13 protein-coding genes are annotated in these 11496 nt (G+C 73.3%); 11 read left to right on the top strand and 2 right to left on the bottom strand.

What is annotated here, in order from left to right:
- Positions 1 to 157 precede the first annotated feature (157 nt).
- The 6 genes from ABKW28_RS09160 (at position 158) to ABKW28_RS09135 (ending at position 4379) form a co-directional block, all read left to right on the top strand.
- Positions 158 to 877: a response regulator transcription factor gene (locus ABKW28_RS09160; RefSeq protein ID WP_348608540.1), complete on the top strand. Its 720-nt coding sequence runs from the start codon at positions 158 to 160 to the stop codon at positions 875 to 877.
- A gap of 76 nt (positions 878 to 953) precedes the next feature.
- Positions 954 to 1961 (top strand): NAD(P)/FAD-dependent oxidoreductase, encoded by a 1008-nt coding sequence (locus tag ABKW28_RS09155; protein WP_348608537.1) that lies wholly within the window; start codon positions 954 to 956, stop codon positions 1959 to 1961.
- A 3-nt stretch (positions 1962 to 1964) separates the two neighbouring features.
- A complete protein-coding gene (locus ABKW28_RS09150) occupies positions 1965 to 2159 on the top strand; it encodes a ferredoxin (RefSeq protein WP_302706256.1) in 195 nt (64 codons plus the stop codon).
- Positions 2160 to 3074: a 3-oxoacyl-ACP reductase gene (locus ABKW28_RS09145; protein WP_348608534.1), complete on the top strand. Its 915-nt coding sequence runs from the start codon at positions 2160 to 2162 to the stop codon at positions 3072 to 3074.
- Positions 3071 to 3874: a glucose 1-dehydrogenase gene (locus tag ABKW28_RS09140; RefSeq protein ID WP_307823141.1), complete on the top strand. Its 804-nt coding sequence runs from the start codon at positions 3071 to 3073 to the stop codon at positions 3872 to 3874. Before ABKW28_RS09145 ends, ABKW28_RS09140 begins: the two co-directional genes overlap by 4 nt.
- A gap of 7 nt (positions 3875 to 3881) precedes the next feature.
- Positions 3882 to 4379, top strand: coding sequence for a TIGR03618 family F420-dependent PPOX class oxidoreductase (locus tag ABKW28_RS09135; RefSeq protein ID WP_348608531.1), 498 nt, complete (start codon positions 3882 to 3884; stop codon positions 4377 to 4379).
- On the opposite strand, the gene ABKW28_RS09130 is transcribed toward ABKW28_RS09135, so the two are convergent.
- Positions 4380 to 4994 (bottom strand): TetR family transcriptional regulator, encoded by a 615-nt coding sequence (locus tag ABKW28_RS09130; protein WP_348608528.1) that lies wholly within the window; start codon positions 4992 to 4994, stop codon positions 4380 to 4382. It lies immediately after the preceding gene.
- Between the two features lie 166 nt (positions 4995 to 5160).
- Here ABKW28_RS09130 and ABKW28_RS09125 point away from each other — a divergent pair, with 166 nt between their 5' ends.
- Genes ABKW28_RS09125 through ABKW28_RS09115 form a run of 3 tightly spaced genes read left to right on the top strand, consistent with a single transcriptional unit; the run spans position 5161 to position 8318 of the window.
- Positions 5161 to 6459 (top strand): glycosyltransferase family 4 protein, encoded by a 1299-nt coding sequence (locus tag ABKW28_RS09125; RefSeq protein ID WP_193670619.1) that lies wholly within the window; start codon positions 5161 to 5163, stop codon positions 6457 to 6459.
- Positions 6446 to 7177: a methyltransferase domain-containing protein gene (locus ABKW28_RS09120; protein ID WP_193670620.1), complete on the top strand. Its 732-nt coding sequence runs from the start codon at positions 6446 to 6448 to the stop codon at positions 7175 to 7177. The genes ABKW28_RS09125 and ABKW28_RS09120 overlap by 14 nt, the downstream gene beginning before the upstream one ends.
- Complete coding sequence (locus ABKW28_RS09115; RefSeq protein WP_348608525.1) at positions 7167 to 8318, top strand: prenyltransferase; 1152 nt, start codon at positions 7167 to 7169, stop codon at positions 8316 to 8318. The genes ABKW28_RS09120 and ABKW28_RS09115 overlap by 11 nt, the downstream gene beginning before the upstream one ends.
- On the opposite strand, the gene ABKW28_RS09110 is transcribed toward ABKW28_RS09115, so the two are convergent.
- Entirely contained in the window at positions 8289 to 8942 is a 654-nt protein-coding gene (locus ABKW28_RS09110) for a class I SAM-dependent methyltransferase (RefSeq protein ID WP_307823143.1), read from the bottom strand. The genes ABKW28_RS09115 and ABKW28_RS09110 overlap by 30 nt on opposite strands.
- 50 nt (positions 8943 to 8992) lie before the next feature.
- On the opposite strand from ABKW28_RS09110, the gene ABKW28_RS09105 reads away from it, so the two are divergent.
- Both ABKW28_RS09105 and ABKW28_RS09100 read left to right on the top strand, forming a co-directional pair.
- Positions 8993 to 11068, top strand: a complete 2076-nt coding sequence (locus ABKW28_RS09105) for an acyl-CoA dehydrogenase (RefSeq protein WP_348608522.1) — start codon at positions 8993 to 8995, stop codon at positions 11066 to 11068.
- Positions 11069 to 11117: 49 nt separating this feature from the next.
- Positions 11118 to 11489: a response regulator gene (locus ABKW28_RS09100; protein ID WP_193670622.1), complete on the top strand. Its 372-nt coding sequence runs from the start codon at positions 11118 to 11120 to the stop codon at positions 11487 to 11489.
- The last annotated feature ends 7 nt before the right edge of the window (positions 11490 to 11496 follow it).

Genomic DNA, 11496 nt, shown 5'->3' with positions numbered 1-11496 from the left:
GGCAGGGCACAGGCTACCGGCGTGCGCGGTGGCTCGGGGCAGGTCCCCGAACCGGCGTGCCGCGGCTGGGGCAGGGCGCGCTAGCCTGACCTCGTCGTTGGGGGGCGACCATGAACGGCCGGAGGACCGGCACCATCCAGCGCGGCAGGAGGCACGAGTGTCCGGGCACCGAGCTCTCGTCGTCGAGGACGACCCTGACATCCGCCACCTGCTGGTGACGGTCCTGGAGGACATCGGCATCGCCGTGGTCACCGCGGGCACCGGCGCGGAGGCGGTCGCGGTGGCCCGTGCGAACGCTCCCGACCTCATCACCCTCGACCTGACCCTGCCCGACGCCGACGGCACCGACGTGTGCCGGGAGCTGCGCGGGTTCACCGACGCCTACATCGTCATGATCACGGGCCGCGACTCCGAGATCGACCGCCTCGTGGGCCTCGAGGTGGGCGCCGACGAATACCTGGCCAAGCCCTTCTCCCCCCGAGAGCTGCGAGCCCGTGCCGTCGCACTGCTGCGCCGGCCCAGGGCAGGGGCCGACCAGCAGCAGTCCGGCAGTGTCGCCCCCCAGGGGCAGGAGGTCCTCCAGGTGGGCGACCTGCGCATCGACGCGGGCGCCGGGCACGTGCGCCTGGGCGACGACGTCGTGCTGCTCACCCCGACGGAGGTGCAGGTCCTGCGAGTGCTCGCCAGCCGGCCGGGGACGCCCTGGCCGCGCACCGAGCTGGCCGAGGCGGTGTGGGACGGCGACTTCGTCGAGTCGGGCTTCCTGGTCGACGTGCAGGTGGCGGGAGTGCGCCGCAAGCTGCGGGCGGTCGCGGGACGGGAGTGGGTGCGCGCCGTCGACGGGGTCGCCTACCAGCTGACTCCGCCTACCAGCTGACTCGTCCTCTCGGCTGACCACCTCCGACCATCGGGCTGCCGGTGACGCCGGAACTAGAACACGTTATGGTTTCGGTGTGACCCCGACCACCGAGCACCCCGAGCACGTGGAGTGCGACCTGCTGGTCGTCGGCGCCGGCCCGACCGGGCTGTTCGCGGCCTACTACGCCGGCTTCCGGGGCCACCGGGTGGCGGTGGTCGACTCGCTGCCCGAGCTGGGCGGCCAGATCACCGCGATGTACCCCGAGAAGCTGATCCTCGACGTCGCCGGGTTCCCGGCCGTCAAGGGGCGCGACCTCGTGGCCGGCCTGGTCGAGCAGGCGGCCAGCGCCGACCCGACGTACCTGCTGGGCCGCACCGCGTCGACCCTGGAGCACCTCGACGACGGGGTCGTGGTGGGGCTCGACGACGGCACGGTCGTGCGGGCCGGGGCCGTGCTGGTCACCGCGGGCATCGGCAAGTTCAGCCCCCGGCCGCTGCCCGCGGGGGAGGGCTGGCTGGGACGCGGCCTGGAGTTCTTCGTGCCGCGCTTCGAGCCGTACGCCGACAAGGACGTGGTGATCGTGGGCGGCGGCGACTCGGCCTTCGACTGGGCCGTGCACCTCGAGCCGGTCGCCCGCTCGGTCACCCTGGTGCACCGGCGCGCCCAGTTCCGCGCCCACGAGCGCACCGTCGCGCAGGTGCGTGCCTCGTCGGTGCGCCTGGTCACCGAGGCGGAGGTGCTGGCCCTGCGCGCCGCTCCGGGCGACCCCGACGGTCCGCTCGCCGAGATCGAGCTCCGGCAGGGGGAGGAGACGACGGTGCTGGCCTGCCAGGCCGTGGTCGCCGCGCTCGGCTTCGTCGCCGACCTCGGCCCCATCCAGCAGTGGGGGATCGAGGTCGACAAGCGGCACGTGGTGGTCGACCCCTCGATGCGCACCAACCTGCCCCGCGTCTTCGCCGCCGGGGACATCACCGAGCACCCCGGCAAGGTGCGGCTGATCGCCGTCGGCTTCGGCGAGGCGGCCACGGCCGTCAACAACGCCACCGTCGCCATCGACCCCGGGGCCAAGGTGTTCCCGGGCCACTCCAGTGAAGGGAGCTGATCCATGAGCACGATCAAGGTCGACTTCGACCTGTGCGAGTCGAACGCGCTGTGCGAGGCGATGGCCCCGCAGGTCTTCGAGCTCGACGACGACGACTACCTGCAGCTGAAGACGGAGCAGACCACCGACGACAACCGCGCCGACGTCGAGCGTGCCGTCGCCGCGTGCCCGCGTGCCGCGATCCGGCTGGAGGACTGAGTGAGCCACGAGCCGGGCGGCAGCACGTCGCTGGAGGGCCGCGTCGCCGTCGTGACCGGCGCTGGGGCCGGCCTGGGGCGCGCCGAGGCGCTGGCCCTGGCCGGCGCGGGCGCCGACCTGGTGGTCAACGACCTGCCGGGCGCCGCCGACCGGGTGGTCGACGAGGTCAAGGCGCTGGGTCGCCGGGTGCTGGTCGTGGAGGGCGACGTCGCGGAGCGCAGCACCGCCGACGCGATGCTCGCCGCTGCCGTCGACGACCTGGGCCGACTCGACGTGGTGGTCAACAACGCGGGCATGACCCGCGACCGGATGCTCTTCAACATGAGCGACGAGGAGTTCGACGCGGTCGTGCGGGTGCACCTGCGCGGGCACTTCCTGCTCTCCCGCAACGCCGCTGCCCACTGGCGCGCGCAGGCCAAGCAGCAGGGCGGGCCCGTCTACGGCAGCGTCGTCAACACCGCGTCCGAGGCCTTCTTGTCGGGCCCGCCCGGGCAGGCCAACTACGGCGCCGCGAAGGCCGGCATCGCCGCCCTGACCGTCGCCACCGCCCGCGCCCTGGGCTCCTCGGGGGTGCGCGCCAACGCGATCTGCCCACGCGCCCGCACCGCGATGACCGCGGAGGTCTTCGGCGAGGACACCTCGGGCGAGGCGGTCGACCCCTACTCGCCCGAGCACGTCGCGCCCGTGGTGGCCTACCTGGCCTCGCCGGCCGCCGCACGGATCACCGGCCAGGTGCTCGTCGTGTACGGCGGCATGGTGGCCGTGGTCGCCGCGCCCGTCGTCGAGCAGCGCTTCGACACCACGGGAACGACCTGGACCGCCGAGGAGCTCGACGAGCGGCTGGGCGGCTTCTTCGCCGAGCGGGACCCCGCCGTCGGCTTCGCCGCCGACTCGATCATGAGGATGAGCCTGTGAGCAGCACCGACGGCAGCACCCGCGGGGCCGGCCACGGTCGGCTGGCCGGCAAGGTCGCCATCGTGACCGGCGGGGCGATGGGCCAGGGCGCCGGCATCTGCCGCGCGTTCGTGGCCGAGGGGGCGCGCACCGTCATCGCCGACGTCGCCGACGAGCCGGGCGAGGCGCTGGCCGCCGAGCTCGAGGCCTCGCACCCGGGCATGGCCCGCTTCGCCCACCACGACGTGAGCGACGAGGAGTCCTGGACCCGGCTCGTCGCCGCGACCGGCGAGCAGTGGGGGCCGGTCTCGGTGCTGGCCAACAACGCCGGCGTGCTGCGCTTCGGCCAGGTCGAGCGCCAGGACGTCGCCGACCTCGAGCTGATGTTCCGGGTCAACCAGCTCGGCTGCTTCCTGGGCATGAAGGCGGTGGCGCGCACGATGCGCAAGAACGGCGGCGGCTCGATCATCAACGCCAGCTCCACCGAGGGGCTGGGCGGGATGTCGGGCGTGGTGGCCTACGGCGCGACGAAGTTCGCCATCCGCGGCATGACCAAGGGCGCCTCGCACGAGCTCGGCCCCCACGGCATCCGGGTCAACTCCGTGCACCCCGGCATGATCGACACCCCGATGACCCGCGAGCACGGCGGCGACGCGGCCATGGAGTACGGCGCGGCCAAGGTGCCGATGCGCCGCGTCGGGCACCCCCACGACGTCGCCCCGCTCTACGTGTACCTTGCCAGCGACGAGTCGACGTACGTCAACGGGGCGGAGATCGCCGTCGACGGCGGCGTCAGCGCCACCCACGCCTTCGGAGGATGAGCAGCAGATGGCCAACCAGCGCGGTCAGGTCCAGATGGACGAGGCCGAGGTCGATGCGTTCCTGACCGAGCAGCGCAGCTCCACGGTCGCCACGATCGGCAAGGACGGCGCCGTGCACCTGGTCGCCATGTGGTACGCCTGGCTCGACGGCCACGTCTACCTGGAGACCAAGGTCAAGTCACAGAAGGTCGTCAACCTGCGCCGCGACCCGCGGATGAGCTTCCTCGTCGAGAACGGCCACACCTACGACCAGCTGCGCGGGGTCGCGCTCGAGGGCACCGGGGTGGTGCTCGAGGACGAGCAGCTGGTGTGGGACGTGTGCGTCAACGTCTTCGAGCGCTACAACGCGCCGTACACCGAGGAGATGCGCCCCTTCGTCGAGGTGATGGCCCGCAACCGCGTCGTGGTGCGGCTCGACGCCGACCGGGTGCGCAGCTGGGACCACCGCAAGCTGGGCCTGCCGGCGATGGACCTGGGCGGCTCGACGGCCGCCGCCGTGCGCTAGTCAGTCGCGCAGCAGCAACCGGACCGCGACCTCGATCTTCTGGCTGGTCTCGGCCACGCTCGAGCGACCGGTGACCCACCCGACCAGCGCGGAGAGCCACACGTCGCCGATCACCTGGGCGATGGCGATGTCGGTCTCGCTCAGCTCGTCGCCGGCCGCGTCGCGGGTGGGGTCCATGGCCCGGGTGACCATCCGCGTCATCAGCATGCCCACGTGGTCGATCTCGGCGCGCACCGAGGCGTCGGCGAACATGAACGCCCGGGTCAGGGCCTCGGTGAGGTGGGCGTCGCCGCGCACTCCGCGGCTGGTGGTCTTGAGCACGTTGACCACGCGCTCGGCGGCGGTGTCGCCGGGGATCTCGCGCTGCGCGAACTGGACCTCGGCGCGCTCGAACTCGCGGCCCAGCGCGGAGACGAGCAGGTGGATCTTGGAGGGGAAGTAGCGGTAGAGCGTGCCGAGGGCCACCTCGGCGTGGTCGGCGACCGACCGCATCTGCACGGCGTCGAAGCCACCCTCCGAGGCCAGCGCGATCGTGGCGTCCAGGATGCGCTTGCGACGCTCGCGCTGGGCGGCCGAGCCGAGCTCGTCGCTGCTGAGGGAGTTGCTGACGGTCACGCTGGACCCTTTCGTGTGGTCGATGGATCGCCGACTAGGCTACCGACGAGTCGTGACATGATAGAACACGTTCCACTCTGCTCCACGGCCCCCAGGGGTGAGGCGGGCGGTGGTGGCTCGAGACCCCGACCGGCCCCGACGGCCGTACCGACCAGAGGAGCCCGGCATGCGGATCGCGATGCTGTCCTACCGATCCAAGCCGCACTGCGGCGGCCAGGGCATCTACATCCGCCACCTCAGCCGTGAGCTCGTCAACCTGGGCCACGAGGTCGAGGTGTTCTCCGGCCAGCCCTACCCCGACCTCGACGAGGGCGTGCGCCTGACCAAGGTGCCCAGCCTCGACCTCTACCGCGAGCCCGACCCGTTCCGCGTGCCCAGGCTGCGCGAGTTCCGCGACCGCGTCGACGTCGAGGAGTTCGCGACGATGTGCGCGGCCGGCTTCCCTGAGCCGAAGACCTTCAGCACCCGGGTGGCCCGCCTGCTGCGCGAGCGCGCCGACGAGTTCGACGTCGCCCACGACAACCAGGTGCTGGGCTACGGCATGCTCGACGTCGAGCAGACCATGCCGCTGATCACGACCCTGCACCACCCGATCACCTTCGACCGGCGCATCGACCTGGCCCAGACCCGCAACCCGTGGCGCAAGCTCACGCTGCGCCGCTGGTACGGCTTCCTGCGGATGCAGGGCCGCGTGGCCCGCTCGGCCCGCGCGCTGATGACGCCGTCGGAGACCTCCAAGCGCGACATCGCCCGCGACTTCGGGGTCGACCCGGCGCGCATGCAGGTCATCCTGCTCGGCGTCGACGACGGTTTCGTGCCGCCGACGCGGCCCCGGGTGCCCGGGCGGATCCTGGCGATGGCCAGCGCCGACGCGCCGATGAAGGGCATCTCGACGCTGCTGGAGGCGTTCGCCAAGCTGCGCACCGAGCGCGACGTCGAGCTGCTCCTGGTCACCAAGCCGCAGCCGGGCGGGCGCACCGAGAAGCTCATCGACAAGCTCTCCATCGGCGACTCCGTGCGCTTCGTCCACGGCATCAGCGACGCCGAGCTGGTCGAGCTGATGGGCTCGGCCGAGCTGGCGTGCGTGCCGTCGCTCTACGAGGGCTTCTCGCTGCCGACCGCCGAGCTGATGGCCTGCGCCACGCCGTTGATCGTCTCGCGGGCCGGCGCGATCCCCGAGGTGGTCGGCCCCGACGGGCAGTGCGCCGACCTGGTGACCCCGGGTGACGTCGGCGAGCTGACCGCTGCCATCGCGGCGCTGCTCGACGACCCCGAGCGCCGCGAGGAGATGGGGCGCGCGGGCCGCCGCCGCGTCGAGGAGTTGTTCAGCTGGCGCGCGGTGGCGGCCACCGTCGCCGCCGCCTACGAGGACGTGATCGCCTCGTGGCAGACCACAGGACCGATGACCGGCACCGGCAGCAAGGGCCGGGCGAGCAGAAAGTGGGGCACCCGTGCTCACCGTTGACTTCGACCGCCTGGGGCTGCGCCCGGGCGACCGCGTGCTGGACATGGGTGCCGGCGGGGGCCGGCACGCCTTCGAGGCCTACCGGCGCGGCGGCGACGTGATCGCCTTCGACATGGACGCCGACGAGCTGGCCGGCGTGCGTGAGCTGTTCGTGGCCATGCGCGAGGCCGGCGAGGTGCCCGAGGGCGCCGAGGCCGACGTCAAGGAGGGCGACGCCCTCTCGCTGCCCTTCGCCGACGGCGAGTTCGACCGCGTCGTGGCCGCCGAGGTCCTCGAGCACATCCCCGCCGACATCCAGGCCATCGAGGAGCTGGCCCGGGTGCTGCGACCGGGCGGGACGATGGCGGTCTCGGTGCCGCGCTGGTTCCCCGAGATCGTCAACTGGAAGCTCAGCGACGACTACCACAACGTGCCCTACGGCCACATCCGGATCTACTCCGACAAGGAGCTGATCGGCAAGCTGGAGAACGCCGGGCTGACCTACGACGGCAAGGACTACGCCCACGGCCTGCACGCGCCGTACTGGTGGATCAAGTGCGCCGTCGGCGTCACCAACGACGAGCACCCGGCGGTCAGGGCCTACCACCGCCTGCTGGTGTGGGAGATCATGAAGCAGCCGCGCGCCCTGCGGCTGGCCGGCAAGGTGCTCGACCCGCTGATCGGCAAGAGCATGGTGCTCTACGTCACCAAGCCCGTGAGCGACCCGCGTGCGGCCTGAGGACCGCGTCGCCGACGCCGAGCTGGCCCGGCTGCCGTACGTCGACGGGGTGCTCTCGGCCCAGCAGGTCGCCGACACCGCCCGCGCGATCGCCGCCATGCAGGAGCCCTGCGGCTCGGTGCCGTGGACGACCGGCGAGCACACCGACATCTGGAACCACGTCGAGGCCGCGATGGCGATGCTCGTGGGTGGCCAGGTCGAGGCCGCCGAGCGCGCGTACGCCTGGGTGCCCACGATGCAGCGCGCCGACGGGTCGTGGCCGATGAAGATCGTCGGCGGCGAGGTCGAGGACCCGCGCGGCGAGGTGAACATGTCGGCCTACCTGGCCGTCGGGATCTGGCACCACTGGCTGGTGCGCCGCGACCTGGCCTTCGTGCAGCGCTTCTGGCCCTCGGTGCGCGCCGGGCTCGACTGGGTGGTGGGCCAGCAGCTGGCCTTCGGCGGCATCAACTGGACGCCCGAGGAGGAGGGGGCGCTGCTCGCCGGCTCCTCGAGCATCTACCAGTCGCTGCGCGCCGGCGTCGCGCTGGCCGACCTGCTCGACGACCCGCAGCCCGAGTGGGAGCTGGCCGGCGGCCGGCTGGGCCACGCGGTGCGCCGCCACCGCGACCTCTTCCTCGACAAGTCCACCTACTCGATGGACTGGTACTACCCGGTGCTGGGCGGTGCGGTGCGCGGCGACGAGGGGCTGGCCCTCATCGACAGCCGCTGGGACGACTTCGTGCGCCCCGGCCTGGGCATCCTCTGCGTCGACACCAACCCGTGGGTGACGGGCGCCGAGACCTGCGAGCTCGTGATGGCGCTCGACGCCCTGGGCGAGGCGCGCCGCGCGCGCGACCTGCTCGCCGACATGCAGCACCTGCGCACCGAGGACGGCAGGTACTGGACCGGGTGGGTCTACGGCGACGAGGCCACGGCCACCGAGCCGGTCAACGTCAACTGGCCGCCCGAGTGGACCACCTACACCGCCGCCGCGGTGCTGCTGGCGGTCGACGCGCTGGGGGAGACCCACGGCCACGCCACCCCGGGCTCGGGGATCATGCGCGGCACCTCGCTGGCGCCGCACTTCTCCGACATCGCCCTCGAGTGCGGCTGCGTCGACGAGCCGGTCTCAGCCGACGGGTTCTCCCGGCGCGCCTGAGACCCGGCGCAGCACCCGCATCGAGCCGAGCGCCTCGACCTCCTCGAAGGCGCCGGAGGCCAGCGCGCGCTGGTGCACGTGGTACGGCGCCTGGCCGCCGTCGGCGGGGTCGGCGAAGACGTCGTGGATGACCAGCAGCCCGCCGGCCAGCAGGTGGTGCGCCCAGCCGGCGTAGTCGGCCTGCGCGTGCTCCTCGGCGTGCCCGCCGTCGATGAACAGCAGCGACAGCGGCGTGGCCCAGTGCCGGCTCACGGTGGTCGAGCGGCCGACCACCAGCACCACGTGGTCGCTCAACCCCGCGTCGTGCAGGGTGCGCCGGGCGAAGGGCAGGGTCTCCATCAGGCCCACGTCGCCGTCGACGACCTCGGGGTCGTGGTGCTCCCAGCCGGCCTGGTTCTCCTCGGAGCCGCGGTGGTGGTCGACGCTGAAGACGACCGCCCGGTCGCCACCGACCTCGCGCGCGGCCGCGCCGAGGTAGACCGCGGACTTCCCGCAGTAGGTGCCCACCTCGAGCACCGGGCCGTGGGGCAGCCGCTCGAGCGCCCGCCGGTGGAGCAGGTCGCCCTCGTCCTCGGGCATGAAGCCCTTCGCGGCCAGGGCATGGGACAGCCAGTCGTCGCTCACGCGGTGCAGCCTATAGAGTTGGAACACGTTCTAGTTCTGGAGGGCACAGCATGTCGATCGGGATCTCCGCGGAGCACACCGAGCTGGCGGCCAGCCTGCGGTCCTGGGCGGGCGTGCTGGGCGGCCCGGTTCTCGCCCGGGCGGCCGAGGGCGACGCGACGGCCGGGTTCGCCGAGGCCTGGGAGGCGCTGGTCGAGATGGGGGTGCCCGCCATCGCGGTCGCCGAGGAGCACGGCGGCGGAGGCGGTGGGCCGCTCGACGTCGCGGTGGCCCTCGAGGCCTGTGCCCACGAGCTGGTGCCGGGCCCGTTGCTGGGCCCGGTCGTGGCCGCCCACCTGGCTCCCGGCCGGGTGGTCGGTGACGGCGTCGTCTCGCTCGTGCTGGACGACCTGGCGTGGGACGCGCCGTGCGCCGACCGCCTGCTGGTGGTCGACGACGACGGCCTGCTGCTCGTCGAACGCGGCGCCGTCGAGGCCGAGCAGGTCACGGGGCTCGACCTGAGCCGCCGCTTCGGCCGCGTCACCGCGGTCGACCGCTCCTCGGGTGTCCGGGTGGTGGGTGCCGACGCCGGCGACCTGCGCCGGGCGGCCGTCACCTACGGCGCCGCCGAGGCCGCGGGCCTCGCGCGCTGGTGCCTGGGCACGGCGGTCTCCTACGCCGGCGTCCGCGAGCAGTTCGGCCGGCCGATCGGCAGCTTCCAGGCGGTCAAGCACCTGTGCGCCGAGATGCTCGAGAACGCCGAGGCGGTCACCGCGGCCGCCTGGGACGTGGCCGCGGCCGCGGCCGACGGTGACCGCGAGCAGTGGGACTTCGCCGTCGACGTCGCCGCGGTGACCTGCTTCGACGGCGCCGTCGACGTGGCGAAGTCGTGCATCCAGGTGCTCGGCGGCATCGGGTTCACCTTCGAGCACGACGCCCACCTCTACCTGAGGCGTGCGCTGGCCCTGCGTGGCCTGCTCGGGCGCCGCGACGAGGCGGCCCAACGGCTCGTGGCGGCGACGGTGGCCGGCCGCCGGCGGCGCGTGCGGCTCGACCTGCAGGGTCGCGACGACACCGTGCGGCCGGCCGTGCGCGACGACGTCGCCGCCGTGGCGGCGCTCCCGGTCGGTCGGCGCCGCGAGGCGCTGGTGCGCGCGGGGCTGCTGACGCCGCACTGGCCGGCGCCCTACGGCCGCGGCGCCGGGGCCGTCGAGCAGGTCGTCATCGACGAGGAGCTGGCCCGCGCGGGGATCGAGCGGCCCGACATCGTGATCGCCGGGTGGGCGCTGCCCACGATCGTCCAGCACGGCAGCGACGAGCAGCGCGAGCGGTTCGTGCTGCCGTCGCTGCGCGGCGAGATCGTGTGGTGCCAGCTGTTCTCCGAGCCCGGGGCCGGATCGGACCTCGCCTCGCTGCGCACCCGGGCGGTGCGTGTCGACGGCGGGTGGCGCCTGACCGGGCAGAAGGTGTGGACGTCACTGGCCGACCGCGCCGACTGGGCCATCTGCCTGGCCCGCACCGACCCCGACGTGCCCCAGCACCGGGGCATCACCTACTTCCTGGTCGACATGCGGGCCTCGGAGGGCATCGAGGTGCGGCCGCTGCGCGAGATCACCGGCGAGGCCCTCTTCAACGAGGTCTTCCTCGACGACGTCTTCGTGCCCGACGACTGCGTGGTCGCGGAGCCGGGGGACGGGTGGCGCCTGGCGCGCACCACCCTGGCCAACGAGCGGGTCGCGATGGCCGGCAGCCGGCTGACGACCTCGACCGAGCGCGCCGTCGAGCTGGCGGGCGCCGGCGGCCTGGAGACCGGCGAGCGGATCGCGGTGGGTCGCACCGTGGCGCTCTCCACCGTGTGCATGCTCCTGGGGGTGCGTTCCACCCTGCGCTCGCTCGACGGCCAGGGCCCCGGGCCCGAGTCGAGCGTGGCCAAGCTGCTCGGCGTGCGCAACCGCCAGGACGCCGCCGAGCTCGTGGTGGACCTGCAGCGTGCCGCCGTGGCGGCGTACCGGCCCGACGCCTCGGGCGAGCGGCTGGCCGAGGACGTCCGTGAGATGCTCAACACCCGCTGTCTCTCGATCGCCGGTGGCACCACCCAGGTGCTGCGCAACGTCGCGGGCGAGCGGATCCTGGGACTGCCGCGGTGACGACCCGGCGCAAGGTAAAGTCCGGGGCAACGGACGACAAGGAGTCTCGGTGGCGCGCATCCTGGTGGTGGAGGACGATGCCGACGTGCACGCCCTGCTGCAGATGCTGCTCGAGGACGCCGGCCACACGGTGTGGTCGTGCACCGACGGCCAGGCCGCGCTCACCCTGGCCACCGGGACGGGGGAGGCCCCCGACCTGGTGCTGCTCGACGGTGCGCTGCCCGGCGAGCTCGACGGCCTCGACGTCGCGCGGGCCCTGCGGGCCCACCCGCTGACCGCCGAGGTGCCGGTGCTGATGCTGACGGCCCGCTCCCGGCCCCAGGACGAGGAGCAGGGCATCGAGGCCGGCGCCACGGAGTACGTCCTCAAGCCCTTCGACACCGACGCGCTGCTCGGCCGGGTCGCCGTCCTGCTGGGGTGAGCCGCCG

Source organism: Nocardioides sp. 31GB23 (assembly GCF_040012395.1).
In the GTDB taxonomy this organism is placed as follows: Bacteria; Actinomycetota; Actinomycetes; order Propionibacteriales; family Nocardioidaceae; genus Nocardioides; species Nocardioides salarius.
This window is presented reverse-complemented; position numbering and strand designations above follow the sequence as displayed.